The organism is Afipia sp. GW822-FHT03D08 (assembly GCF_058801645.1).
The window spans coordinates 2096053-2120715 of record NZ_JBXANK010000001.1; the positions used below are offsets into that span (position 1 = coordinate 2096053).

At 63.4% G+C, this 24663-nt stretch carries 25 protein-coding genes; 13 read left to right on the plus strand and 12 right to left on the minus strand.

The genetic code is table 11. From position 1 onward, the window contains the following. Positions 1 to 68: 68 nt before the first annotated feature. Both AC1RM7_RS10375 and AC1RM7_RS10380 read right to left on the minus strand, forming a co-directional pair. Positions 69 to 809 carry a ribonuclease T2 family protein gene (locus AC1RM7_RS10375; RefSeq protein ID WP_024919973.1) on the minus strand — a complete coding sequence of 247 codons (741 nt, stop codon included), beginning with the start codon at positions 807 to 809 and terminating at the stop codon, positions 69 to 71. Positions 810 to 965: 156 nt separating this feature from the next. Further along, positions 966 to 1436 (minus strand): hypothetical protein, encoded by a 471-nt coding sequence (locus tag AC1RM7_RS10380; RefSeq protein ID WP_006022029.1) that lies wholly within the window; start codon positions 1434 to 1436, stop codon positions 966 to 968. Between the two features lie 177 nt (positions 1437 to 1613). Here AC1RM7_RS10380 and AC1RM7_RS10385 point away from each other — a divergent pair, with 177 nt between their 5' ends. After that, on the plus strand, positions 1614 to 1922 hold the full coding sequence (locus tag AC1RM7_RS10385; RefSeq protein WP_006022030.1) for a hypothetical protein: 309 nt from the start codon (positions 1614 to 1616) through the stop codon (positions 1920 to 1922). 21 nt (positions 1923 to 1943) lie between these two features. Continuing rightward, entirely contained in the window at positions 1944 to 2471 is a 528-nt protein-coding gene (locus tag AC1RM7_RS10390) for a DUF3617 domain-containing protein (RefSeq protein WP_024919972.1), read from the plus strand. A 165-nt stretch (positions 2472 to 2636) separates the two neighbouring features. Here the strand turns inward: AC1RM7_RS10390 and AC1RM7_RS10395 are convergent, their stop codons facing one another. The 7 genes from AC1RM7_RS10395 to AC1RM7_RS10425 form a co-directional block, all read right to left on the minus strand. Then, entirely contained in the window at positions 2637 to 2852 is a 216-nt protein-coding gene (locus tag AC1RM7_RS10395; protein WP_006022032.1) for a hypothetical protein, read from the minus strand. 99 nt (positions 2853 to 2951) lie between these two features. Further along, on the minus strand, positions 2952 to 3347 hold the full coding sequence (locus AC1RM7_RS10400; protein WP_024919971.1) for a thioesterase family protein: 396 nt from the start codon (positions 3345 to 3347) through the stop codon (positions 2952 to 2954). Between the two features lie 7 nt (positions 3348 to 3354). Further along, the gene (locus AC1RM7_RS10405) at positions 3355 to 3582 is read right to left on the minus strand and encodes a tautomerase family protein (RefSeq protein WP_275451135.1); all 228 of its coding nucleotides are present in this window, start codon (positions 3580 to 3582) and stop codon (positions 3355 to 3357) included. Between the two features lie 6 nt (positions 3583 to 3588). Then, the gene (locus AC1RM7_RS10410) at positions 3589 to 3999 is read right to left on the minus strand and encodes a DUF2000 family protein (protein WP_024919970.1); all 411 of its coding nucleotides are present in this window, start codon (positions 3997 to 3999) and stop codon (positions 3589 to 3591) included. 19 nt (positions 4000 to 4018) lie between these two features. Beyond that, positions 4019 to 5614 (minus strand): histidine--tRNA ligase, encoded by a 1596-nt coding sequence (gene hisS, locus AC1RM7_RS10415; RefSeq protein WP_024919969.1) that lies wholly within the window; start codon positions 5612 to 5614, stop codon positions 4019 to 4021. Between the two features lie 207 nt (positions 5615 to 5821). After that, positions 5822 to 7471 carry a TadG family pilus assembly protein gene (locus AC1RM7_RS10420; RefSeq protein ID WP_024919968.1) on the minus strand — a complete coding sequence of 550 codons (1650 nt, stop codon included), beginning with the start codon at positions 7469 to 7471 and terminating at the stop codon, positions 5822 to 5824. A gap of 25 nt (positions 7472 to 7496) precedes the next feature. Then, positions 7497 to 7943, minus strand: a complete 447-nt coding sequence (locus tag AC1RM7_RS10425; protein WP_192824425.1) for a TadE/TadG family type IV pilus assembly protein — start codon at positions 7941 to 7943, stop codon at positions 7497 to 7499. A gap of 185 nt (positions 7944 to 8128) precedes the next feature. Between AC1RM7_RS10425 and aptA the strand changes: the two genes are divergently transcribed. From aptA to AC1RM7_RS10445, 4 genes are all read left to right on the plus strand, one after another. Next, a complete protein-coding gene (aptA, locus tag AC1RM7_RS10430) occupies positions 8129 to 9472 on the plus strand; it encodes an omega-aminotransferase AptA (RefSeq protein ID WP_024919966.1) in 1344 nt (447 codons plus the stop codon). 121 nt (positions 9473 to 9593) lie between these two features. Further along, the gene (locus AC1RM7_RS10435) at positions 9594 to 11045 is read left to right on the plus strand and encodes an EAL domain-containing protein (RefSeq protein ID WP_024919965.1); all 1452 of its coding nucleotides are present in this window, start codon (positions 9594 to 9596) and stop codon (positions 11043 to 11045) included. 32 nt (positions 11046 to 11077) lie between these two features. Continuing rightward, entirely contained in the window at positions 11078 to 11953 is an 876-nt protein-coding gene (locus tag AC1RM7_RS10440) for a TIGR01459 family HAD-type hydrolase (protein WP_024919964.1), read from the plus strand. 51 nt (positions 11954 to 12004) lie between these two features. After that, on the plus strand, positions 12005 to 12451 hold the full coding sequence (locus tag AC1RM7_RS10445; protein ID WP_024919963.1) for a DMT family transporter: 447 nt from the start codon (positions 12005 to 12007) through the stop codon (positions 12449 to 12451). 76 nt (positions 12452 to 12527) lie between these two features. Here AC1RM7_RS10445 and AC1RM7_RS10450 read toward each other — a convergent pair whose 3' ends face one another. Next, a complete protein-coding gene (locus AC1RM7_RS10450) occupies positions 12528 to 12923 on the minus strand; it encodes a response regulator (protein WP_006022043.1) in 396 nt (131 codons plus the stop codon). 236 nt (positions 12924 to 13159) lie between these two features. Between AC1RM7_RS10450 and AC1RM7_RS10455 the strand changes: the two genes are divergently transcribed. The 6 genes from AC1RM7_RS10455 to AC1RM7_RS10480 all read left to right on the plus strand — a co-directional run bounded on the left by AC1RM7_RS10455 (position 13160) and on the right by AC1RM7_RS10480 (position 21616). Beyond that, positions 13160 to 14134 (plus strand): bifunctional riboflavin kinase/FAD synthetase, encoded by a 975-nt coding sequence (locus tag AC1RM7_RS10455; protein WP_024919962.1) that lies wholly within the window; start codon positions 13160 to 13162, stop codon positions 14132 to 14134. Positions 14135 to 14320: 186 nt separating this feature from the next. Continuing rightward, a complete protein-coding gene (gene ileS / locus AC1RM7_RS10460; RefSeq protein WP_024919961.1) occupies positions 14321 to 17317 on the plus strand; it encodes an isoleucine--tRNA ligase in 2997 nt (998 codons plus the stop codon). Continuing rightward, a complete protein-coding gene (gene lspA / locus AC1RM7_RS10465) occupies positions 17314 to 17811 on the plus strand; it encodes a signal peptidase II (RefSeq protein WP_024919960.1) in 498 nt (165 codons plus the stop codon). The genes ileS and lspA overlap by 4 nt, the downstream gene beginning before the upstream one ends. 138 nt (positions 17812 to 17949) lie before the next feature. Then, positions 17950 to 18681 (plus strand): hypothetical protein, encoded by a 732-nt coding sequence (locus tag AC1RM7_RS10470; protein ID WP_006022047.1) that lies wholly within the window; start codon positions 17950 to 17952, stop codon positions 18679 to 18681. A 161-nt stretch (positions 18682 to 18842) separates the two neighbouring features. Then, complete coding sequence (locus AC1RM7_RS10475) at positions 18843 to 20243, plus strand: M16 family metallopeptidase (protein ID WP_081758678.1); 1401 nt, start codon at positions 18843 to 18845, stop codon at positions 20241 to 20243. Continuing rightward, entirely contained in the window at positions 20240 to 21616 is a 1377-nt protein-coding gene (locus AC1RM7_RS10480; protein WP_024919958.1) for a M16 family metallopeptidase, read from the plus strand. Before AC1RM7_RS10475 ends, AC1RM7_RS10480 begins: the two co-directional genes overlap by 4 nt. Before the next feature lie 6 nt (positions 21617 to 21622). On the opposite strand, the gene AC1RM7_RS10485 is transcribed toward AC1RM7_RS10480, so the two are convergent. Beyond that, entirely contained in the window at positions 21623 to 22570 is a 948-nt protein-coding gene (locus AC1RM7_RS10485) for an alpha/beta fold hydrolase (RefSeq protein ID WP_006022050.1), read from the minus strand. 282 nt (positions 22571 to 22852) lie between these two features. On the opposite strand from AC1RM7_RS10485, the gene AC1RM7_RS10490 reads away from it, so the two are divergent. Next, complete coding sequence (locus tag AC1RM7_RS10490) at positions 22853 to 23314, plus strand: Hsp20 family protein (protein WP_006022051.1); 462 nt, start codon at positions 22853 to 22855, stop codon at positions 23312 to 23314. A 101-nt stretch (positions 23315 to 23415) separates the two neighbouring features. Here the strand turns inward: AC1RM7_RS10490 and AC1RM7_RS10495 are convergent, their stop codons facing one another. Then, positions 23416 to 24315 carry a hypothetical protein gene (locus tag AC1RM7_RS10495; protein ID WP_024919957.1) on the minus strand — a complete coding sequence of 300 codons (900 nt, stop codon included), beginning with the start codon at positions 24313 to 24315 and terminating at the stop codon, positions 23416 to 23418. Positions 24316 to 24663: the final 348 nt, after the last annotated feature.

A 24663-nucleotide genomic window follows, 5' to 3' on the forward strand; every position in this document is an offset into this window, starting at 1 on the left:
GATGACTACTGCGGTCGCCCTTCGAGGCCTCCGCTACGCTTTGGCAACTCAGGGTGACGGGGCAGAAACTATCCCCCGCGCACGGGCGGCATCGCGACCTTGTCGCGGCGGCAGGACCGGCGGTCGATTTCCTCGCAGGCGCGGAACTGCAAATCCTTGCTCATGCAGATGCGCACTTCGCTGAGGCGTTTGCTGTCGCACTGCACGGCAATCGCCGAACTCGACAGACCGGGATTGGCCTTGATGAAGGCGTCCTCGATTTCGCCGGGCGTCACCAGTTTGGTGTCAGACAATTCGAGATAATCGGCGGGAATCTTCACCGCCGCGCGGGCCTTGCGGATGGTTTCGAAATAGGCGCGCGCGCCCAGCCCCGAACAGGTGCCGTGCTTGTCCCATTCGTTGTAGATCAGGCCCGGCGCCGGCATCAGGTCGAGCATCGAGGTCATGACGTTGCGATCCAGCCGCGGCGAGGGCCGCTGGCAGTAGTTCGGAAAGCCGCGATCGTATTGCGGCCACAGCCCGTGCACGACGAAGGAAAACGGACGGCCGGCGCACTGGGCCTGGATGGCACGTCCGGAATTGCCGCGTTCGTGCGCAGCCTGGCAGAACGACGGCGACCACGACAGCGACAGCACATAGAAATCGAATTCGCCGGGTGCGTTCTGGCGCTTGTCCTGCGCCGATGCCGAACCCGCCGCCATGCCGGCCATCGCAAGGCCGAGCAGCGGAGCGATCAGCCAGCGATACGAACGAAGACAAAAACCAGATGAAAAAGCAGCAGCCGACGAACCGGACCTGAAACCGAACATGGCAACGCCCCCCAACTATATCCGCATCCTCCGGGCAGATCGGATGTGCGGATAACCCCTGCTCAAGCCTAGTCAGGCCAAAAGAACATTTCAAGAACAAAATCGCCCCGTCCACTGAGCGGACGAGGCGACTGGCGATCAGATGATTCGCGAGGCTTACGGACGCGCGGCCTTGCAGGACGGGTTGTAAGCCCAGTTGCGGTCGAGGCCGACCACGCACCATTCGACACCTGAGTCGAATCCGGCGAAGCCGCCGTCCTCGATGACCGAGAAGTGCACCTGCCGCGCGCGGCCGTCGTTCAGCATGGCGCTGGCGGTGCAGAAACGGCGTGGAATGCTGTCATTCGCCCAGGCCCGGAAGGCAACCTCATGAACATTGGCAAAACCGGTGATTTCGAGGGCGGAATTCCAGAACTTGCCCTCTTTTTCGGCGAACTGCTGGGTAATGGTGCCGAGCACCTCGTTGCAGGGACGCATGGCGCCGTCGTAACGCGGGCCGGAGAGCCAGAAATTCCGCTCCAGCACATTGGCAGCCTCCGCCGCCGGGCTGAGCGTCATCAGGCCAGCTACGGTGCCAAGCGCCAGGGCAACAGTCAGTTTGCGAAGTGTCGAGAAAAGGTCGCGCATGGGAGCGGTCCGCCGGAATCCGGGATGATGTTGTGCCGGAAGGTGCCGCGAAGCCATCAGCCGGTCAAGTGCAGCGCGGCAACACTTGGCCGCCAACCCCTGCCGAACCGCACGGGCATTCTTTCCATGACAGCCCGGCCGCCTTATGGTGTGGACGAGATTCCATGGGAGACGACGATGCGGATAACAGGCAAGGCGATTCTGGCGACGGTCTTCGGAGCGCTCATGAGCGCACAAGCCAGCGCCGCCTGGTTCGACATCGACACGGTGCCGCCTTTCAAGGGCAACGACACCGGCGGCATCATCGCCTACTCGCTCTACAAGGAAGGCGCGGACGTCAAGGCGATGGCCCTCAATCACTGCGCCAGCTACGGCAAGTCGGTGAAGCTGACCGGCGTCGATGCCCAGTACGGCGGCTACATTTCCTTCTCCTGCGTCTGGGTCCATCCGGGTCATCTCAGCCGGCCGCTGCGCGTCGGCTACTAAGCTCCGTTCAGGAGACCGCCCATGATGCGAGTGCTTCCGCTCTTTCGTGTCATGGCACTGGCGATTGTGGGCGGCGGACTCACCGCTCTTCCGGCGCTGGCCGACCCCGTTGAAATGCCGAGCCGCAAGCCAGGGCTCTGGGAACTGAAGCTGGACAAGGCCGGCGCCCAGACCATGCAGCAATGCACCGACGCCACCACCGAGAAAGAGATGGCGGCGACCTTCGGCCCGATGGCCAAGGAGATGTGCTCCCGGCACGAGATGGCGAAAACCGCGACCGGCCTGGTCGTCGATTCGACCTGCAAGATCGGCAACATGACGTCCGTCTCGCACACCGAGTTCAACGGCGACTTCAACTCGGCCTACACGGTGACGACCACATCGAAGAACAGCGGCGGTCCGGCGGGCATGCCGGCCGAGACCACCAACGTCCTCGAAGCGAAATGGATCGGCGCCTGCAAGGCGGATCAGAAGCCCGGCGACATCCTGATGCCCGGCGGCATGAAGATGAACATCAGGGACATGAGGGCGATGCGGCCGAAGCAGTGATTGCGTCAGGCCTTCTCTAAACACGTCGTCCCCGCGAAACCGGGGACCCATACTCCCTGTCGTCAAATTTTATAAGAGACGCTGCCGTCTGCGTCTCATCGGATGGCTCGGTGGTTATGGATCCCCGCTTTCGCGGGGATGACGACCGAGGGTGTGTGGATTTCGTTACTTCCCGATCTTCCAGGGATCGTACTTCTCTTTCGAATCCGGAACGTTCTTCATCGCGGCCTTGGCGGCGGCTTCTTCGCGCGCCATCCGCTTCTGCGGATCCTCGCCCTTGGCCTGAGTTCCGCCGCTCGTATCGGGGCGGCTCCTGCCCTGCGCATGGGCCTGTCCGGCGAGCAGCATCACAGCCGCGGCGGCAATCAATACGAGTCTCATCGGACGTCTCCGTTGGGGCGAACCGCCGGAAACCTAGCCCCGTTCAAGGCTTCAGAACAATCAGAAATGCTCAAGATTCGGAGAGCCGCATGCGCCGGATCAGTTGACGCCGAACCGCCTTTCGAAAGCCGCGACATTGATCACACCGCGCCGATGGGTGCCGTCGCCGATCTTGCGGGAACCGTCCCACGCTTCCACGTCGAACAGGACGCTCTTCGGATCGATCTGCCGGACACGCGACGACACGCGCACGGTGCGTCCGACCGGCGTCGCCGCCAGATGCCGGACGTTCACCTCCATGCCGACGCTGACATAGCCTTCCGGCAGCAGGCCGGCGATGGAGGCGGTGCAGGCCTCCTCCATGTGCAGGATCATGACCGGGGTCGCGTAGACCGGCGGCATGGTCGCGAGGAAATGCTGCACCGTCATGTCATGCGTCACGGTGACGACCGTTTCGCCGGTAATGCCGACGGCGACTTTTTCAAGCACGTTCATGTTTGGGCTACTTCGCTGCCGCCTTGCGCTCGAGGAAGGTCTTGCCGCCCTTCATCTTGTGGGTCAACGGCGCTTCGTTGATCTGCACCGTCACGGCCTCCGCATCCACGCCGAGGTTCTTCACCAGAGCCTGGGTGATGTCGAGCATCATGCCCTTCTTCTGTTCATCGGTTCGGCCCGCGGCCATGTTCACGGTTACCTCTGGCATGTTCGTTTCCCTTTTTCTTTGCGACAGAAATTGTCAGGCGTGAAACTTCAATCCATCGACGATCTTGTCAACCACCTTGCGCTCGGCGCGGAACGCCAGCCCGACCAGATTGAGGTCGGCGCGAATGACCGCCTGCACCGCGGCGCGGTTGGCTTCGTCATGCGTGGTCTTGAACATGTCCTCGGTATAGACGGCGGGCTTCACATCGCGCGCCAGCGCTCGTTCGAGCGCACGCGACAGCGCCGGCCGGTCCGCGCCATAGATCAGGATCGGCTGACCGATCAGCGCATGATAGCGCGTGCCGGACCTGTCTCCGTAAGGCTCGCCGACACATTCAGGAAACGCCGCCGCGATGCCGCTGGCGAGGAACGCCGCGACATTCAGCTTCTGCCAGGTTTCCAGATCGGAGCGGATGACGAGGGCAACCTTGGTGTCGAACTGCATGCCTGACCGTTATTGTTTTTTATTCGTTGGCCCAAGGCACATTGTGGCGCGCGAGAACTTCGCGCACTTTTTCGACAAGCTCGCTTTCCTTGCAGGCGATCTGCGCTTGCGTCTGCTTCTGCAAATAATCGTCGCGATTGCCGGTGTCTCCGGCGAGCTCAGCGCCGATAATCAGATCCTTGATCTGAACCTCGCCCTTCGCCTTCTCGTCGCCGCCCTGAATGACGACACAAGGCGAGTTGCGCCGGTCGGCATATTTGAACTGCACGCCGAGATTGTTCTTCGGATTGCCGAGATAGAGTTCGGCGCGAATTCCCGCATTGCGCAACGTGGCGACGAACTTTTGATACTGCGCGATCTCGTTACGGTCCATCACCACCACGACCACCGGACCGAACTCCGGCGTGGTGTCGATCTTGCCGAGCAACGTCAGCGCCGCCTGCAACCGCGACACGCCGATGGAGAAACCGGTCGCCGGAACCGGCTCACCGCGAAAGCGCGACACAAGCCCGTCGTAGCGCCCGCCGCCGCCGACGGAGCCGAAGCGCACCGGGCGGCCCTTCTCATCCTTGGTATCGAGCAGCAGTTCAACTTCATAGACAGGCCCGGTGTAATATTCGAGGCCGCGCACGACAGAAGGGTCGATCTTGATGCGGTCGGAATAACCGGCTGTGTGCACGAGTTCTGCAATCGTCGTTAGTTCTTCATAACCGGCTTCGGCGCTCGCATTTCTCTTTCCGTCTACATCCTTCCCCGCAAGATCGCGAATCTCACCCAGAATTGCGTGGATTACTAACCACTGAGCGTCTGCGCCCGCCTCTGTTGTATTCGTTCGCGATAGTCCGGCTGTCGATTCGATGAAGTGGACGAGCAGATCAATTGCCGGCGGCTCTAGTTCCGCGCCTTTGGTAAAATCGCCCTTACCTTCTTCCCCACCATCCCATCGCCCTGTCCCGAGGAGCTTGCGGACTTCCTCAACCGGAAACTTATCCAGCTTGTCGATCGCGCGAAGAACCGTGAGCCTGCGGCCCCCATTCTCATCGCCGCCAAGCCCGATGCTTTCCATCACGCCATCAAGCACCTTGCGGTTGTTGACCTTCACCACATAGGAGCCGCGCGGAATGCCGAGCGCCTCCATGGTGTCCGCCGCCATCATGCACATCTCGGCGTCGGCAGCAGGGGAAGCGCTTCCGACCGTATCGGCATCGAACTGCATGAACTGGCGGAAGCGGCCGGGGCCCGGCTTCTCGTTGCGGTAGACATAGCCGTTGCGATAGGAGCGATAGGGCTTCGGAAGCATGTCGAAATTTTCTGCCACATAGCGCGCCAGCGGCGCGGTCAGGTCGTAGCGCAGCGAGATCCACTGCTCATCATCGTCCTGAAACGAGAACACGCCCTCGTTGGGCCGGTCCTGATCGGGCAGGAACTTGCCGAGCGCGTCGGTGTATTCCATCGCCGGAGTTTCCACCGGCTCGAACCCGTAGCGCTCATAGACCTCGCGGATTGTCTCCACCATCTGCCGCGTGGCGGCGATTTCGGCGGGGGTGCGATCCACAAGGCCGCGCGGCAGGCGCGCGCGCAGTTTCTGGGGCTTTTTGGGCTTTTTGTCGGACATGGAACGAAGCGGCCTATGCAGCACAACTGGCATTATTTGCGTGTTGTGGACTATCAGCCGAAGCATCAAGCGGCAAGTCTACGAGGCCGTCATACGCGGGCTTGACCCGCGTATCCATCACTCAAGAAAGATGGATGGCCGGGTCAAGCCCGGCCACGACATTTCATTGTGTTGTCCTTCCCGTAAGAACGGGGAGAGGGGGATCAGCTAATTCACCAGCACGGCGCCGTCGCAGCGCACGCCGGTGACCCAGACGTCGGCCTGGCCAAGACCCACGCCCAGCGTCTGCAACACCGAATTGAGCAGCGTATCGATCGAGCCAGTCGCGCCGCCGATGATGCCGGCAACCAGCGCGCCGATGCCGGGGATCGGCAGGCCGAGCGGTCCGAGCTGCACGCCGAGTTGCAGATCGCCCAGAAGGCTCGACGTCAGCGACGAGGTGAACGACGTCGTGTTCACGGTCTTCTTGGTCTGCGCCTGAATGTCGGCGTAGCTGAATGTCACGCTGGTCGGCGAGGTATTCGCCATGGTCGCATGCGCCCGGCCCGTCACCTGGATCGCGCCAAGGTTGACGATGTTGACCGCGGGCGGGTTCGGCGCGGTGGAGAAATTCGTCATCATCGCGGAGGTCACATCGCCGATCCACGCGTCGACGATGCCGGGCGAGACGCCGAGCGTCACCGTCGAGGTGCTGACGTTGGGATACCCGCACGAAATGGCATTGAGTGTCGCGGTGCCCGCCGCGATCTCGACATAGACCGGAAGGTTGACCACCGACACCGCGCCCGAACCGACAAGCTGGATCTTCAGCAGCACGCGCGTCTGCGCCGTGTGCACGCTCGCGCCCAGCGACCCCACGGTGATCCAGCTTGTTCCCACCGGCCGCTCGCCGACGGTGGCCTGCAATGTGACACCCGCGATGCCCGGCAGCGACAGGTTCACATTCGCCGCGATCTGGTTGGTGCCGTTGGCCAGCGCCGCCATGGCCGAAAGCAGATCCAGCGCCGACACGCTCGCGCCAACCTTCGGCTTCTGCCCGACGGTGAGATTGGAATACGGTCCGACGCTGATCAGCGACTTCGGCGTGATGCGGGTGGTGAGGCTTGAGATCGCCGACGACAGGCTGGAGAGCGCTGCGATCGCACCGCTGTTGCCGGCCGCGGCAGTTTGCAGCGCTGCGACGATGTCGGTCACCTTCAGGTTGCTGTTCAGCAGCGTATCGTAACTGACGCCGGTCAGGTTGACCCGCGTCGCCAATGCCCCGAGAAAATCGAATGCGTCGATCTTCGCGCTCAGCAGCGCGTTGTAATCCATCGCCGACAGCGACAGCGTGGTGCCGAGCATGCCGCCCAGCAGCGAATTCAGCAGCCCGCCGTTGAGCGACACCAGCCGCGAGCCGATGGCGAAGGTTGCGAGCCGCGTGGTGCTGGCGATCGCGGTCGCCTTGAGATTCCACTGGCTGTCGCCGGTCAGCACCTTGCCGAAATACAGCGGCGTCATGGTCTGCATGGTGACGCGCACCGCGTTGGCAGGTGTGGCCGCCGCCACGAAGCGCTGCTGCGGCGTCAGGGACGCATTCGCCGTGTAAACACCGGGTTCGACAGCCACGAGCGACTCCGGTGGATAATTGTTCTTGGCGACTGTCGCCGCAGCAGCGCGGGACGCATTGGAAAGGTCGCTCGCGGCGACAAGCGCCGCGAGGTCGGTGGCGCTCTGGGTCCGCCGCTTGTCGGCGAAGATGGCGCCGACATCGACGCCGAGCGCCGCACAGGCGATCACGAGCAGCAGGCTTGCCGCGCCCATGATCGCGATGTTGCCGCGGTCGTCGGCGGCGAAACGCCGGAGCAGATTGTGCATCACAACCTCCCTGAACTTTTCTTGTTCAATATCCTCCGCGCGGAATCGCCGCGGAGCGCACGATGGAAGGCGACGGCATCGGCACGAATGCCGGGAGCGAATAGATGAACATGCCGGAGGCGTCGTAATTGACGGAGACGACGAAGACGTTGGCATCGGAGCCCGACGTCGCGGCGTTTACGGTAAGCTTTGCCGGATCGATCAGAGGGTAGGTATTGACGTTGCCGGTGACGTAGCTGCTCGCGAGCGTGCTGCGCTCACTTTCACTCAGTCCAGCGACCGAGGATCGTGCGGCTTCCGCAGCCAGTTGCTGCACGCCGTGGACCACCGCCAGATACGAGCCGTACATGATGATGCCGAACACCATCATCAGGAAGATCGGCGCGATCATCGCGAATTCGACGGCGATGGCGCCGTCCTGCGCGGCGCGGAATTTTTCCAGCAGTGTGCGGGCCTGGTTCATGACAGGCATTTGCGCATACAACCTTTAAGGGCAAGCTAATTCATTCCACTACTAATGGTAGTAGTATTGTCCGACTGCAGTCCGTGCCTTCACTTACGGGCGACTATGCGCCGCGATGCGTTCCGAATGACCCCGGAAACTGATAGGCTCGCTGCCTAAGAAGAAAATTTGCTCCTTGCCGGAAGGAACGACCTTTGAATATTCAGCACCCTCGCCCGACTGTCGCGACGCCGAACGATCTTGACGCCTTCTGGATGCCGTTCACGGCCAACCGGGCGTTCAAGGCGCGGCCGCGCATGCTCGCCGGCGCCAAGGACATGCACTACTTCACCGCCGACGGCCGCAGCATCCTCGACGGCGCCGCCGGCATGTGGTGCAGCAATGCCGGCCATAACCGCGATCCGATCGTGGACGCGATCCAGAAGCAGGCCGCGACCCTCGACTACGCGCCGCCGTTCCAGTTCGGCCATCCGAAAGCCTTCGAGCTTGCCAGCCGCATCGCTGCGCTGGCGCCCAAAGGCCTCGAGCACGTGTTTTTCTGCAACTCCGGTTCGGAAGCGGTCGATACCGCGCTGAAGGTGGCGCTGGCCTATCACAACGGCCGCGGCGAGGCCGGACGCACCCGGCTGATCGGCCGCGAGCGCGGCTATCACGGCGTCGGCTTCGGCGGGATTTCCGTCGGCGGCATGGTCAACAACCGCAAGATGTTCGGCACGTTGCTGACCGGCGTCGATCACCTGCCGACCACTTATGACCGCGAAAAGCAGGCCTTCACCAAGGGCGAGCCGGAATATGGCGCGCATTTCGCCGATGAGCTCGAACGCATCGTCGGCATCCATGGCCCCGGCACCATCGCCGCCGTGATCGTCGAGCCGATGGCTGGCTCCACCGGCGTGTTGGCAACGCCGAAGGGTTATCTGCAAAAGCTCCGCGCGATCTGCGACAAGCACGGCATCCTGCTGATCTTCGACGAAGTTATCACCGGCTATGGCCGTCTCGGCTATGCCTTCGCGGCGGAACGCTACGGCGTGCTGCCGGACATGATCACCTTCGCCAAGGGCGTTACCAACGGCGCCGTGCCGATGGGCGGCGTCCTGATCCGCGACGAGATCCATGATTCCTTCATGAAGGGCCCGGAACACGTCATCGAGCTGTTCCACGGCTACACCTACTCGGCCCATCCGCTGGCCTGCGCGGCCGGTCTCGCCACCCTCGACATCTATCGCGAGGAGGGCCTGTTCGAGCGCGCCCGGGCGATGGAACCGAAATGGGCCGACGCCGTGATGGCGCTGCGCAACGAGCCGAACGTGGTGGACATCCGCACCGTCGGCATCACCGCCGGCATCGATCTCGCGCCCAACAAGGACGGCCCCGGCAAGCGCGGCTTCGAGGCGCTGGACTCGGCGTTCCATGACCACGAGCTGATGATGCGCGTGGCCGGCGATACCCTCTGCCTGACCCCGCCCCTGATCATCTCGGAAAGCCAGGTCGGCGAGATTATGGACAAGATCGCCAAGGTGATCCGCGCGGTCGCCTGACCTCATCCGCCTCTCCCCGCAAGCGGGGAGAGGCGTGCCTTAATTCAATCGGAAAACAACAACTTCGCGCCGAATCAAACTTGATGCTAAGCTCGCTCCGGTTCGGGGTTGGGCAGGCTTCATGATCCGCATTTCGACGATTTTCATCGCCATCTGCATGGTGCTGATCGCAGCGTCGCTTGGCCTGATGCTGTACTCGCTGGCAGGGCTGAGCGTCTCCGAGTCCGCTATCGTCGCGCTGACCGCGCTGACATTTCTGATCCTCTACAACGCCGTGTCGATGCGCCTGCGCGATCGCACCGATGTCGGCGGCCAGATTGCAGATCTGTCGCGCGGCACCGCGGATCTCGCGCGCCAGGTTGCCGAGTTCGGCCGCCGCATGAGCGCCATCGAGACCCGCCTGTCGGCGATCGACGCTAGCGGACAGGAGCGCGTGCAGACCGTCGCCAGCGAAATCAGCGAACTGGGATCGCTGGTCAAGCAACTTGCTTCGTCTGTCGCCGCCCATGACGACCTTCTCGCAAACGCCGTCAGCACGCTGGCCGAGCAGCAGGCTGCCGAGCCGGCGAACATTGCGGCGGCCGAGGCAAATCCAGCGGCGCCGGCAACCAGCGCCAGCACGCCTGCGCCCGCCAAGACGGCTGGCGCACAGCCTGCATCCGCCAACCTCAACAATACCCAGCTTCTCGTGGCGGTGAGAAACGCCATCGAGGCCAACCGCGTCGATCTGTTTCTCCAGCCGATGGTAACACTGCCCCAGCGCAAGGTGCGGTACTACGAAGCCGTCGCACGTGTGCGCGACGACAAGGACCAGTTGCTGACCGCAAACGATTTCGTCGGCACAGCGGAAGCCGCCGGCCTGATGGGCCAGATCGATCACACCGTGATGCTTCGCTGCGTGCAGGTGCTGCGGCGGCTGATGGTGCGCTCGAAGGACGTCGGCGTGTTCTGCAACGTCTCGGGGACGACGCTGAGCAACCCCTCGGTGTTCGGACAGTGCCTCGACTTCCTCGAAGCCAACCGCATTCTCGCGCCGTCGCTGGTTCTCGAATTCAAGCAGAGCACATTCCGCCATCTCGGTCCGGTAGAGAGCGAGCATCTGGCAACGCTGCAACGGCTCGGCTACGGCTTCTCGATCGACAACGTCACCGACCTGCGGCTCGATCCGCGTGAACTCGCCGACCGCGGCGTCAAGTTCATCAAGGTGCCGGCGGCGATGCTGCTCGACCAGAAGCAACTGTCCTCCGCCGACATTCACGCCGCCGACCTGTCTGATCTGCTCGGGCGCTTCGGGATTGATCTCGTGGCGGAGCGGATCGAAGGCGAGCGGGCCGTGGTCGATCTGCTCGATTACGACGTCCGCTTCGGCCAGGGCTTCCTGTTCGCGCCGCCGCGTCCGCTGCGGCCCGAGGGCGCAGCTGCGCCAGCGGAACATGCCGCACCTGCGGCTTCCACGGTTGACGCCCAGGTCCGAAAAGAAGAAAACGCCGACGTCAAGTTCGACGCGAGAGCCGAGGCTCCTCGTGTAACCGGCAACGCCGCGCTGGCACGCCGGGCATCGGCGCAGAAATAACCAAAGTCTCCGCAGAGAAGTGATCCTTTTCCATGAAGCTGCCTGACGCCGCCGCGTTGCGATTCGCCGATCATTTGCGCGACCTCACCACCGGCGTCGACGTCATTCTGAGCGACGTCTGGGGCGTCATTCACGACGGCCTCACCGGTTTTGTCCCCGCCTGCGAAGCGCTGCAAACCTTCCGCAAGCAGGGCGGCACGGTGATCATGATCACCAACGCGCCGCGCCCGGCGGATTCCGTGCAGCGTCAGCTCCGCCGGATGAACATCTCCGACGACACCTATGACGCCATCGTGTCGTCGGGCGATCTCACCCGCAGCTTCGTGGCGTCACACAACCAGCAGGCGGTTTTCCAGATCGGGCCGGAGCGCGACAATCCGGTATTTCGCGGGCTCGACGTGACGTTCACGACCATCGAGAACGCCGACTACGTTACCTGCACCGGCCTGTTTGACGACGAGACCGAAACCGCCGAGGATTATCGCGGCGTGCTCGAACAGGCGCGTGCCCGCAATCTCACCTTCGTCTGCGCCAACCCGGACATCGTGGTCGAGCGCGGCGACCGGCTGATCTATTGCGCCGGCGCCATTGCCGAACTGTACCGCGACATGGGCGGCGAAGTGATCTTCTACGGCAAGCCGCACCGGCCGATTTACGACCGCGCGCTTGAGCTGGCCGCGGAGAAGCGCGGCGCATCGACGCCGCTCGATCGCGTGCTCGCCATCGGCGATTCCGTCCGCACCGACCTCAACGGCGCGAATGGAATGGGACTGGATTGCCTGTTCCTGACCCGCGGCATTCATGCCGTGGACTTCGAAGGGCTTGATGTCGCCGACGAATTCTCGGTGCGGCGGCTGTTCGGCGACGCCAAGCCGCCGTTCGCGCTGATGCGCGACCTGACGTGGTGAAACCGCACGGGCAAGATCGGATGCCCTGCGGTTCGTGATCTGAGGTGCAGCATGATGAAACTGGCTTTCCCGATCTTTCTGACGGTCGCAGCCGGCGCGAGTATCGTGATCCAGCAGGTCCTCAACACCAACCTGCGGACAGCACTCAGCTCCGCGGTGTGGTCCGGTTTTACGAGCTATTTCGTCGGGCTCATCTGCATGGTGGTTCTCGCCGTTGTGTTGCGCGATCCCGTGCCGCAGATCGCGACGGCCGCGCGGATTCCGTGGTGGGCCTGGAGCGGCGGCCTGTTCGGCGCCATCTTCATCGGGCTCGCGATCGTGCTGATACCCACTCTGGGAGCTGCGACGTTCATCGCCCTCCTCGTCACCGGACAGATGCTGGCATCGGTGACATTCGACCACTTCGGCTGGCTGGGGCTCGCGCAGCGCTCGATCGATCTGCCACGCCTGATCGGCGTCGCAATGCTGATCGGCGGCGTCGTTCTGATCCGGCGATGACGGGCGAGCCGGCGGATAGCAAAATGCCCGGTGCGAACACCGGGCATTGAAATTCTGCGAATGATGGTGCCGCGGCTTACGCCGGCGCGTGATCCGGGAACACCGCCTCGATCTTGGTCTTCAGTGTCGCGGCGTTGAACGGCTTGACGATGTAGTTGTTCACGCCGGCCTTCTTGGCGGCGATGACGTTTTCCGTCTTCGATTCAGCGGTGATCATGATGAAAGGCGTGGTGGCGAGATTCGGATCGCCGCGCACTTCCTTGAGCAGATCGTATCCGGTCATCGGCTCCATGTTCCAGTCGGAGATCACAAGGCCATACTTCTTGCCGCGCATCTTGCTGAGCGCAGCCGAGCCATCGCTGGCGTCATCGATGTTTTCGAAGCCGAGTTGCTTGAGCAGATTGCGGATAATGCGGATCATCGTGTTGTAGTCGTCCACAACCAGAACCGGCATCGACAAATCCATGGCCATCGCTGTTTTTCTCCCTCGAACGCAGCAACCGGCGTGCGTTATCAACATTTTGCGGGCAGCTTCTGCCACCCGCAGCCGGGGCGAACCTAGCACCGGCGGCTTAAACAGCCCGTTAATCGGACCACATCGGGATTATCTTAAGTTGCGCCGTTAAGGCCTTATTCAGCAGCTTGACTCCGATGGCACGCCGGGGTCAGGTCCGGCCCGATTTCTTCATTGTCTTCCTACCGGTACCCATGACGACAAGCTTTTCCGTCATTCGCGACGCCACTCCAACCAGCGCAATTGTAAAAGGCGCTGTGGTGGCAATGGGCAACTTCGATGGCGTCCATCTCGGCCATCGGGTGGTGATTTCTGCGGCCATCGATATGGCGCGCAAGCTCGGCAAGCCCGCATATGCGGTGACGTTCGAGCCGCATCCGCGCAGTTTTTTCAGCCCCAACACACCGCAGTTCAGGCTGACCGATGAAGCCGCCAAGCTGCGCCTGCTCGCCGGCACCGGCCTCGACGGCGCAGTGGTGATGACGTTCGATGGCGCCCGCGCCGGCACCACGGCACAGGATTTCATTAACCACGATCTCATCGGCCGGCTCGGAATCAGCGGCATCGCCGTCGGTTACGATTTCCATTTCGGCAAGGGCCGCGCGGGCTCGCCGTCGCTGCTCGCCAGCGAGATGCCGAAGCTCGGTGTCGAGGTCCACGTCCAGGCTCACGTCGATATTCTGGATCGCCCGGTCTCCTCCAGCGCGATCCGCATGGCGCTGGCTGAAGGCCAGGTCACCGAGGCGACTGCGATGCTCGGCGCGCCGTGGTTCATTTCGGGCGAGGTCATTCACGGCGAGAAGCGCGGCCGCGATATGGGCTATCCCACCGCCAACATCCGTCTCGACAAGAACTGCGGCCTCAAGCATGGCATCTATGCCGTGCGGGTCGGGATCGGCGACAAGCGCTTCGACGGTGTCGCCTCCTTCGGCCGCCGTCCGACCTTCGACAACGGCGCGCCGCTGCTGGAAATCTTCCTGTTCGACTTCAAGGGCGACCTTTACGGCCAGAAGCTCGATGTCGCGTTCGTCGGCTTTATCCGCGACGAACTGAAGTTCGACGGGATCGACGCCCTGGTGCGCCAGATGGATGACGACAGCGCAAAGGCCCGCGCCCTGCTCGCCGCGGCCCCGGATGCGTTTCCGAAGCTCGGAATTGTCAAGAATTGAGCGGCTTGCGGGCCTTTCCGATGCCCCCCATGCCTGCTATCTAGACGTCATGTTGGCGCAGCGCACCATAATCGGCATTAGCGGCCCGGCTTCCGTCTGAGCACACGCTCGGCGCAAGACCGGGATCGATTTTCATCGCTGCACATTACGTGCGCGCCAGCGCCATTCGAGCCAAGCCAGAGCATCATGTCCGACAAGCCCCAAAAGTCCGTTGCCCCCAAAGCCGACGGCAACGATTACTCCAGCACTCTTTATCTGCCGCAGACCGAGTTTCCGATGCGTGCGGGCCTGCCCCAGCAGGAACCCAAAATTCTGGCGCGCTGGAACGAGATCGACCTGTACGGCAAGCTCCGCGAGGCCGCGAAGGACCGCGCGAAATTCGTGCTGCATGACGGCCCGCCCTACGCCAACGGCAACATCCATATCGGCCACGCGCTCAACAAGATCCTGAAGGATGTGGTGACCAAGAGCCAGCAGATGCTCGGCTTCGATTCCAACTACGTGCCGGGCTGGGACTGCCACGGCCTGCCGATCGAATGGAAGATCGAGGAAGAGTACCGCGCCAAGGGCAAGAACAAGGACGCGGTGCCGATCGTCGAATTCCGTCAGGAGTGCCGGGCGTTTGCGCAGAAGTGGGTCGACATCCAGCGCGAGGAATTCAAGCGCCTCGGCGTGGTCGGAGACTGGTCGCATCCGTACATGACGATGACCTTTCCGGCCGAAGCGCAGATCGCGCGCGAACTGATGAAGTTCGCCGCCAACGGCACGCTGTATCGCGGCTCCAAGCCGGTGATGTGGAGCGTGGTCGAGAAGACCGCGCTGGCCGAGGCCGAAATCGAATACGAGGATTATACCTCGGACGCGGTGTGGGTGAAGTTTCCGGTCAACGCCGCGCACGGCCGCCTCGCGAAGGCCTCGGTGGTGATCTGGACCACGACGCCGTGGACGCTGCCCGGCAACCGCGCCATCAGCTTCTCGCCGAAGATTTCCTATGGCCTGTACAAGATCACTGACGCGCCCGCCGACAACTGGGCGAAGACCGGCGATCTCCTGATCCTCGCCGACAAGCTCGCCGAGGACGTGTTCAAGCAGGCGCGCGTGACGTCGTACGAGAAGGCCGGCGATGTCTCCGCCGATATTCTCGACGCCATCGAGTGCAGCCATCCCCTCAAGGGCTTTGCCGGAGGCTACGAGTTCACCGTGCCGCTGCTGGCCGGCGATCATGTCACCGACGACACCGGCACCGGCTTCGTGCATACCGCGCCGAGCCATGGCCGCGAGGACTTCGACGTCTGGACCGCCAACGCGCGCGAACTCGAAGCGCGCGGCATCAGTTCGGTCATCCCCTACACCGTCGACGCCGACGGCGCGCTGACCGAACATGCGCCGGGCTTCACCGGCAGGCGCGTTCTGACCGAGAAGGGCGAGAAGGGCGACGCCAACGAGGCTGTCATCAAGGCGCTAATCGAACGCGGCATGCTGCTGGCGCGCTCGCGCCTCAAGCATCAGTATCCGCATTCGTGGCGCTCGAAGAAGCCGGTGATTTATCGCAACACCCCGCAATGGTTCATTGCGATGGACAAGGATATTTCCGACCACGGCAAGGCGAAGCCCGGCGACACGCTGCGCGCCCGCGCTCTGCAGGCGATCAGCGTCACGCGCTGGGTGCCCGAGCAGGGCCAGAACCGCATCACCGGCATGATCGCTGGGCGCCCCGACTGGGTGATCTCGCGCCAGCGCGCCTGGGGCGTGCCCATCGCCGTGTTCGTGCGCGAGAAGGGCGACGGCTCCGCCGAGATCCTGCAGGACGAGGCCGTCAACAAGCGCATCGCGGACGCGTTCGAGAAGGAAGGCGCGGATGCGTGGTACGCAGACGGCGCGCGCGAACGCTTCCTCGGCTCGCATGCCAACGAGGAATGGCAGAAGGTCAACGACATCTGCGACGTCTGGTTCGACTCCGGTTCGACCCACGCCTTCGTGCTGGAAGACCCGGTGCACTTCCCCGGTCTCGCGGGCATCAAGCGCAAGGTCGATGGCGGCAACGACACCGTGATGTATCTCGAAGGCAGCGACCAGCATCGCGGCTGGTTTCATTCGTCGCTGCTGGAAAGCTGCGGCACCCGCGGCCGCGCGCCCTATGACGTGGTGCTGACCCACGGTTTCACGCTCGACGAGAACGGCCGCAAGATGTCGAAGTCGCTCGGCAACACCACCGAGCCGCAGAAGGTGATCTCGCAGTCCGGCGCCGACATCCTGCGGCTGTGGGTCTGCGCGACCGACTATGCCGACGATCAGCGCATCGGCCCGGAAATTCTCAAGAACACCATCGAAACCTACCGCAAGCTGCGCAACACCATCCGCTGGATGCTCGGCACGCTGCATCACTTCAAGCGCAGCGACACGGTGTCCTACAGCGAGATGCCGGAACTGGAGCGGCTGATGCTGCATCGCCTGTCCGAGGTCGATGCCATCATTCGCCCGGCCTACGCGAACTTCGACTACAAGACGGTGATCGCGACGCTGGCGAACTTCATGAACACCGAACTGTCGGCGTTCTACTTCGATATCCGCAAGGACATGCTGTACTGCGATCCGCCGTCGTCGGTGAAGCGCAAGGCCGCGCTGACGACCGTGGACATCCTGTGCGACGCGATCCTGAAGTGGCTCGCGCCCGCCATCAGCTTCACCGCCGATGAAGCCTGGACCATGTATCGTCCGGACGCCGAACCGTCGGTGCATCTGACCACATTCCGCGACGACCTTGACCGCTTCCGCGACGACAGCCTTGCAAAGAAGTGGGAAACCATCCGCGAGGTGCGCCGCGTCGTCACCGGCGCGCTGGAAGTCGAGCGCGCGGCCAAGCGCATCGGGTCGTCGCTGGAAGCCTCGCCATTGGTCTACGTGTCCGACAAGGCGGTGTTCGCAACGCTGTTCGACGTCGATCTCGCGGAAGTCTGCATTACGTCGAACGCCATGGTCACGAACGAAGATGCTCCGGCGGGTGCATTCACGCTGGGCGATGTCCCGGGCGTGGCCGTCGTCGTCGAAAAGGCCGTTGGCACCAAGTGCGCGCGGTCGTGGAAGATACTTCCCACCGTCGGGAGCGATCCCGAATATCCGGATGTCTCGCCTCGCGATGCGGAAGCGCTGAGAGAGTGGAAGGCGCTGGGAGTCGGTGTGTGAGCCCTCTCCTCCGCTCCGGTGTGATCGCCGCCGTCATAGCCCTGGTGCTCGATCAGGCATCGAAGCTCTGGCTGCTGAACGTGTTCGAACTCGGCCCGCGGGGCACGGTTGCCGTGACGCCGTTCTTCGATCTGGTGCTCGCCTGGAATACCGGCATCAGCTACGGCTGGTTCCAGGATTCGGGTCCGGGGGGTCAGGCCATCCTGCTGGCGATCAAGGCCACGGCGGTGATCGTGCTGGCGGTCTGGATGGCGAAATCCGGCACCCGTCTCGCCGTCATCGGTCTCGGGCTCATCATCGGCGGGGCCATCGGCAACGCCATCGACCGGCTGGCCTATGGCGCGGTGGTCGATTTCGCGCTGTTTCACGTCCAGATCGGCGGAAAAACCTACAACTGGTACGTGTTTAACCTTGCGGACGTGGCCATCGTTGCCGGAGTTGCCGCCCTCCTGTATGACTCCTTTATAACCCCCGGCGCCGCAAAAAGGCCCTGATAACCGGGGATACGCGTGAGTTATAGGCCAGTTGGCTCGCCACCTGGCCCTCGGCAATCTGGCCTGCGGCGACATGCCCAAGAGGACATGGCCGCGCCGTTTGATAACGGATTTGGACAACGGATCAGGATGAACGCAATGACGGGCGGCATCGGTTCAGGTTTGCATCTCTCATCGCGCCGCGCGACGCGCGCGCTGCGGTTCGCCGCCATCCTGCTTGGCGTCGGTCTGGTGCTCGGCGCCGGCCCGGTTCGCGCGCAGGACGCTGACGAAGAAGATGACGGCAAGACCTTCGAACAAAAGCTGATGGACAACCTGATGAGCGGCCTCGGCGGCAGGAAGCTCGAGGACGGATCCATCGAGTACCGCGAGCGCTCGCCGCTGGTGGTTCCTTCCAAGGTCGATGCTCTGCCTCCGCCCCAGAGCGGAAAGCGGAAGCTGGCCCCGAACTGGCCGAAGGATCCCGATGAAGCCGAGCGCAAGGCCGCTCGCGAAGCCGCCAAGCAAAAGGCGATCAGCCCGGAAGAAGCGCGCCTGCCGCTGATGCCGAGCGAACTCAACAAGCGTGCTCCGCGCAGCAGCAAGTCGGCGGACAACAATGCGCCCGGCGGCAACAATGCGAACGCGCCGCTGATGATGATGCCCTCGGATCTCGGCTACAGCGGCGGCCTGTTCTCCAATGTGTTCGGCAGCAGCTCGAAGACGGAAACCGAGAAGTTCACCACTGAGCCCGAGCGCAGCGAACTCACCCAGCCGCCGACCGGTTACCAGACCCCGTCGCCCAACTTCGCCTATGGCGTCGGCCAGTTGAAGGCTCCGAAGGAAACCTGCGACGCAGCTACCGGCAAATGCGAAAAGCGCTGGGACTGAGCTTGGGCTGAACTTCCTGGCCGCGCCGTCATGGTCGCGGCCCCGTGATCGCGATCCGCCCACCATTGATTTTTCAGAGGTGCGATCGTTTCAGATCCCGCAGCGTCGCCTCTCGCGGATTTGAATGTTTTCCGGGCGATAAATCTGCGATCCGGTAGAACATGATGATGATTTCCCGCCACCATATCGTCCGGGCTCTCGCTGCGCTCGGCCTTCTGCTCGCGCCGGCCGCCATTCACACCGCGGCGGCGCAGACCGCGCCGCAACGGCCGTCGACCTTCACACTCTCGAACGGCCTCAGCGTCATCGTCATTCCGGATCGCCGCACGCCGGTGGTCACGCAGATGATCTGGTACAAGGTCGGCTCAGCCGACGAGATGCCCGGCAAATCGGGCCTCGCGCATTTCCTCGAGCATCTGATGTTCAAGGGCACCAGCGCGCATCCGGCCGGTGAATTCTCCCAGTTGGTGGCGCGTATCGGCGGCAACGAGAACGCCTTCACCTCCTACGACTACACCGCCTATTACCAGCGCGTCTCGCGCGACAAGCTTGCGGCCATGATGGAATTCGAGGCCGACCGCATGACCGGCCTCGTTCTCAAGGACGAGAACGTGCTGCCCGAGCGCGACGTGGTGCTCGAAGAGTACAACATGCGCGTCGGCAACAGCCCGGATGCGCGGCTGACCGAACAGATCATGGCGGCGCTGTATCTCAACCATCCCTATGGCCGCCCGGTGATCGGCTGGCATCAGGAGATCGAAAAGCTGAACCGCGAGGACGCGCTCGCGTTCTACAAACGCTTCTACGCGCCCAACAACGCCACCCTCGTCATCGCAGGCGACGTCAGCGCCGACGAGGTCCGCCCCATGATCGAGGCGGCCTATGGCAAGATTCCACCGCAGCCGGCGATCCCGCCGCAGCGGATCAGGCCGCAGGAGCCGGAGCCCGCCGGGCCGCGCACCGTGACGCTGGCCGATCCGCGTGTCGAACAGCCAAGCCTGCGCCGTTACTATCTCGTCCCGTCGTCCGTCACCGCAACCCCTGCACAGGGCGCTGCGCTGGAAGTGCTGGCGCAGTTGATGGGCACCGGCAGCAACTCGCTGCTCTATCGCGCGCTGGTGGTCGACAAGCCGCTCGCGGTCAGCGCAGGCGCTTGGTACCAGGGCACGGGCGTCGATCCGACCCAGTTCGGCATTTCCGCCTCGCCAAAACCCGGTGTGGAATTTCCGCAGGTCGAGCAGGCCATCGATGAAGTAATCGCCAAGCTTGCGACCGATCCCGTGCCGGCCGAAGAACTCGAGCGCATCAAGACCCAGATGATCGCTCAGGCGATCTACGCACAGGACAGCCAGACCACCCTGGCGCGCTGGTACGGCGCCGCCGTCACGGTCGGCCTCAGTGTCGACGACATCCGGGCATGGCCCGATCGGATTCGCGCCGTCACGGCCGAACAGGTTCGCGACGCTGCGCGGACATGGCTCGAGAAAAAGCGGTCCGTGACCGGCTATCTCATCAAGGATACGAGCGCGACGACCGCCAAGCGCGAGGAGAAACGTTCGTGATCATCACTCGCCGTCACCTGCCCCGTCTCGCCGCAGCCTTTCTCGTCGCCACGTCATCGTTCGCCGCTCTCATGACGCCGGCATCCGCCGCCGCGAAGGTTCAGCGCGTGGTGTCTCCCGGCGGCATCGAGGCCTGGTTCGTCCAGGACGCGACCGTGCCGCTGGTCGCGATGGAATACGCCTTCGCCGGCGGCTCGACACAGGACCCCGCCGACAAACCCGGCATCGGCGCTTTCACCGCCAACATGCTCGACGAAGGCGCCGCCGATCTCGATTCGAAGACATTTCACGAGCGCCTCGAACGGCGCGCCATCGAGATGAGCTTTTCGGTGACCCGCGACTATCTGCGCGGCTCGATGCGGATGCTCAAGGAAAACAGCGACGAGGCTTTCGGCCTGCTGAAGCTGGCGCTGACAGCCGCGCGCTTCGACAGCGAGCCGCTGGAACGTGTCCGCGCGCAGATGCTGTCCAGTGCACGGCGCGAAACCACCAATCCGGTGTCGATTGCGGGCCGCAAGTTCTGGGAACAGGCCTACGGCAACCATCCCTATGCGCGGCAGCCGAACGGCACGCTCGAAAGTCTCCCCACGATCCAGTCCGCCGACCTGAAGGATTACGCGCAGCGCGTGATCGCGAAAGATACGCTCAAGATCGCCGTGGTCGGTGACATCACGCCGGAGGGGCTCGGCAAGCTGCTCGACGATACGTTCGGCTCCCTGCCCGCCAAGGGCAACCTGACTCCGGTGCCGGAGGTGCAGGCCGCCAAGCCGCCGCTGCATACATCGGCCATCGTGGACGTGCCGCAGACCTCGGTGAATTTCGGCGGACCCGGCATCGCGCGCAACGATCCCGATTTCATGGCCGCCTACATCGTCAACCACATTCTCGGCGGCGGCACGCTGTCGACGCGGCTTTACAAGGAAGTCCGCGAGAAGCGCGGGCTGGTCTATTCGGTGTCGGAATCCCTGATCTGGATGAAGAAGTCGTCGCTGTTTGCAGGGTCCACCGCGACCCGCGCCGACAAGGCGAAGGAGACGCTGGACACCATCACCGCCGAAATCGCGCGCATGGGCAACGACGGCCCGACCCAGACCGAACTGGACGAAGCCAAGTCCTTCCTCAAGGGCTCGCAGATGCTGGCGCTCGACACCTCGTCGAAGTTCGCCACCGCGCTGCTGCAGTATCAGCTCGACGACCTCGGCATCGACTATATCGAGAAGCGCAATGCGCTCGTCGATGCGGTCACGCTGGAGGACACCAGGCGTGTCGCCAAGCGTATCTGGGGTCAGGGACTCTTGAGTGTCAGTGTCGGCCGTGCAGCACAGGCCGCGGCTCCGCCGCAGGCAACAGGCGTTGCGCCAAAGGCGAACTAGAACTGCCTACTTGAACAGCGGCGTGCCCGGCACAAAGGCATCGAACGCGGCCCAGAACTGCTGCCGGTAGCGATCCTGCTCCTGAAGGATTTCATGCTTGGAGCCGGCGATCACCAGATGCGATCCGGCGCGCAGGTGATAGGCGAATTCCTCGATCGCGGCGGTCGAGACGATGGTGTCGCTGCTCGCGGCCATCATCAGGATCGGCAGCCTGATCTGCGAGGGATAGCTCGCCTCACGGAATTCGACGATCGCCCGGAACGCGCTGTCGGCCCACGCCACCGTCGGCGACGCGATGCCGAGCGTCGGGTCTTCCTCGAAGATCGCGGCGTTGCGCGCATAGCGTACCGGGTCCGAGGTCAGCGGATTGTTGACGAAACTGTTGGTGCCGGTGAGTTCGCCGTTGCCGCCGGGTACGTAGCGGCCGCCCATGCCGAGCCAGCGGAGCGTGCGCACAAACATCCGCGTCGGTAATTTTGTCGCATAGCCCGGCAGGTCGATCATCGGCGCGGACAGCACGATGCGGTCGAACCAGCGCTTGCCGGCATGCGCCACCCGCAGCAGCACGGCGCCGCCCATCGAATGGGCAAGCGCATAGTAGGGCGGCGGACAGTCCGGCAGCATCACCTGCTTTACGAAGGTTTCGACATCGACCTCGAAATCGGAAAACCTGTGGACGTAGCCCTTGCGGGGATCGCGCAACTGCCGCGACGAATGTCCCTGCCCGCGCCAGTCGATCATCGCCACCGCGAAGCCGCGCTCGCGCAGTTCGCGCACGGTCTCGAAGTATTTCTCGATGCTCTCGGCCCGCCCGGTGAAGACGCAGACGGTGCCCTTGCGGCCAGCCGGCGGCTGCCAGCGGGCAAAGCGCAACTCCGCGCCATCGGGCGTCTTGATGGTGCCGCTGACGACATTGTCGGGAACGGGATTGGCGGGGATGGAAACAAGCGTCATGCGGGGCCGATCAGGCGAAAGGAATCATAAAATTCGGAAAAAGATATTGCGGGCAAAAAGAGGGGCCGGGAACCCTCTTGAACCCCGCAAGGCCCCTCCCATATCAGTTTCGTGCAGGCCAGTTAAGGCTGCACGCAGAACGAAAACCCGGCCCAATGGCGGGTTGTCTGCTCTTTGAAAAAGAGTGGCGCGTTGTGCAAGCGAGACGGTCTTGAGGACGTTGCTCACGCAATGGTCCGTCCCGCCTGAAAAACGCGCTGGTCGCTCAATTGGAGGACTAACATGCGTACGTTTGACCTGACCCCCTTCTACCGTTCCACCGTCGGCTTTGACCGCCTCTTCTCGCTCCTCGATCAGTCCGCCAGCGAAAGCTCGCCGGGCTATCCGCCCTACAACATCGAGCGCACCGGCGAGAACAATTTCCGGATTTCGGTCGCCGTCTCCGGCTTTTCGCAGAATGAAATCTCGATCGTCGCCAAGGAAAACACCCTGACGATCAAGGGCGAGAAAGCCGCCAATGAGAACAGCCAGTCCAGCGAAGTGCTTTATCGCGGCATCGCGTCGCGCGCCTTCGAGCGCCAGTTCCAGCTTGCCGACTTCGTGCAGGTGAAGAACGCCACGCTCGAGAACGGCCTGCTCCACGTCGATCTCGTCCGCGAGATTCCCGAAGCGAAGAAGCCTCGCCAGATTCCGATCACCACGTCGGCCCCCGCGCCGCAGGTGACCGAGCAGGCCGCGGCCTAACCGTCCGGCTTTATCGAACCTCCCAAACTACAAACGCCCCGGTGCCCCGGGGCGTTTCTTTGCCGCGTCATGGTGAGACGTGACGTCACCGATGCGGAAGGTCACTCCAGCGACTGAACGTCTGGCATCGCCTGCGTCGGCCATAGTTTCAGCGTCGATGGTGCCGGCGTGGACGCCTGCGGCGCGGCCGCTGCAGCCGCCCCGACCGTCGCTGCTGCCGCAGATTTGTTCTCTGCTGTGGCGGGCTTCGCGGCCGGTGAAGGCTCCGCGGAGGGAGCCGTTGCCTGCTGCGCCGGAGCTGCCGTTTGTGGCGTGGTCGCCGTTCCGGCTGGCGCCGGGGTCCGGCTCGCGGCCTTCGATCCGGGGCGCTGCGCACCCCTCGGGACGGCGTTCGGCGGGCGGGGCACGTTTCGCAGGTCGAGCAGGGCTCCGCGCCGGTTTTCATAGCCCGCATAGGTCGCAGGCGGCGGACCGGGCGGACCATAAACCGCCATCATCCGCTCATCGACGGCCTGAGCCGGAATAAACCGCATGATCTGGCCGGTGCGGGCATCGATAATCAGGCGGCCGTCGTCGCCGTTCCGGTCGATGGCCGCGATGGTGTAGATCCAGCCGCGCTGGGTGACCCGGCCAAGCGGGGAGTAACCACTCGAACGCAGGACGGTCACGACCTGCTCGGGTGGCAACATCGGGCGACCTCCCAATGTCGAGCGCTGATAGCGGGTCGAGGGGATCGCGGCATAAGGGAGTGGTGCATAGGGCCGCTGGGCGTAAGGCCGCTCCTCATAGGAAGGCCGCTCGCTGGGCGGTCTTTCGTAAACGGGCGGCGGCAGCGGACGGTCTTCGTCCTCCAGAATTCGCGGCATGGAAATATGGATGTCACCCACGATCGGAAAATCGTCGGCGGCGAACGCCGGAGGCACGAAAACCAGTCCGGCTCCCAAGATCGCGCTGGCTGCGGCAGCCCGTCCGATCATCTGTAGTGTTGAAAACGACGTCATCGCCATTGGCCTCCCATTCTGGGTCCCAATCCGTCCCCGGATTCCCAAAAATCCTGGGGCAAACGTGATTTCCGATTTCGGCGGAGCTAGGACCGGATGGCGGCGGCAATGCCTTAATCCAGCAGCGTTTCGCGGGAGCTGCATGGCCTGCGCAGCGCATCCCAGTGTCCCGAATCCGCGGCTCGCCGCCTTCCGCCGCGCTGCCGTAGCGGGCTGGGGATTCGAAGGACACTGGACGATATTGATTCCAGTGTGGTTTCAGTTCGCAGGTCCACGAACGGAGCGCGCATCAGGGTTTCCGTGGAATTGCGAACCACTACACTGGGAGGACTCTCACGCGCTTGTATG

Coding starts and splice junctions, on each gene's coding strand:
- AC1RM7_RS10390 (WP_024919972.1), top strand. CDS start 1,944: ATGATGCGAGTGCTTCCGCTCTTTCGTGTCATGGCACTGGCGATTGTG.
- AC1RM7_RS10475 (WP_081758678.1), top strand. CDS start 18,843: ATGATGATGATTTCCCGCCACCATATCGTCCGGGCTCTCGCTGCGCTC.
- AC1RM7_RS10375 (WP_024919973.1), bottom strand. CDS start 809: ATGTTCGGTTTCAGGTCCGGTTCGTCGGCTGCTGCTTTTTCATCTGGT.
- AC1RM7_RS10380 (WP_006022029.1), bottom strand. CDS start 1,436: ATGCGCGACCTTTTCTCGACACTTCGCAAACTGACTGTTGCCCTGGCG.
- AC1RM7_RS10425 (WP_192824425.1), bottom strand. CDS start 7,943: ATGCCTGTCATGAACCAGGCCCGCACACTGCTGGAAAAATTCCGCGCC.
- AC1RM7_RS10385 (WP_006022030.1), top strand. CDS start 1,614: ATGCGGATAACAGGCAAGGCGATTCTGGCGACGGTCTTCGGAGCGCTC.
- AC1RM7_RS10490 (WP_006022051.1), top strand. CDS start 22,853: ATGCGTACGTTTGACCTGACCCCCTTCTACCGTTCCACCGTCGGCTTT.
- AC1RM7_RS10485 (WP_006022050.1), bottom strand. CDS start 22,570: ATGACGCTTGTTTCCATCCCCGCCAATCCCGTTCCCGACAATGTCGTC.
- AC1RM7_RS10455 (WP_024919962.1), top strand. CDS start 13,160: ATGACGACAAGCTTTTCCGTCATTCGCGACGCCACTCCAACCAGCGCA.
- AC1RM7_RS10450 (WP_006022043.1), bottom strand. CDS start 12,923: ATGGCCATGGATTTGTCGATGCCGGTTCTGGTTGTGGACGACTACAAC.
- hisS (WP_024919969.1), bottom strand. CDS start 5,614: ATGTCCGACAAAAAGCCCAAAAAGCCCCAGAAACTGCGCGCGCGCCTG.
- AC1RM7_RS10445 (WP_024919963.1), top strand. CDS start 12,005: ATGATGAAACTGGCTTTCCCGATCTTTCTGACGGTCGCAGCCGGCGCG.
- AC1RM7_RS10410 (WP_024919970.1), bottom strand. CDS start 3,999: ATGCAGTTCGACACCAAGGTTGCCCTCGTCATCCGCTCCGATCTGGAA.
- AC1RM7_RS10495 (WP_024919957.1), bottom strand. CDS start 24,315: ATGACGTCGTTTTCAACACTACAGATGATCGGACGGGCTGCCGCAGCC.
- AC1RM7_RS10470 (WP_006022047.1), top strand. CDS start 17,950: ATGACGGGCGGCATCGGTTCAGGTTTGCATCTCTCATCGCGCCGCGCG.
- AC1RM7_RS10400 (WP_024919971.1), bottom strand. CDS start 3,347: ATGAACGTGCTTGAAAAAGTCGCCGTCGGCATTACCGGCGAAACGGTC.
- AC1RM7_RS10395 (WP_006022032.1), bottom strand. CDS start 2,852: ATGAGACTCGTATTGATTGCCGCCGCGGCTGTGATGCTGCTCGCCGGA.
- AC1RM7_RS10420 (WP_024919968.1), bottom strand. CDS start 7,471: ATGCACAATCTGCTCCGGCGTTTCGCCGCCGACGACCGCGGCAACATC.
- ileS (WP_024919961.1), top strand. CDS start 14,321: ATGTCCGACAAGCCCCAAAAGTCCGTTGCCCCCAAAGCCGACGGCAAC.
- AC1RM7_RS10435 (WP_024919965.1), top strand. CDS start 9,594: ATGATCCGCATTTCGACGATTTTCATCGCCATCTGCATGGTGCTGATC.
- AC1RM7_RS10440 (WP_024919964.1), top strand. CDS start 11,078: ATGAAGCTGCCTGACGCCGCCGCGTTGCGATTCGCCGATCATTTGCGC.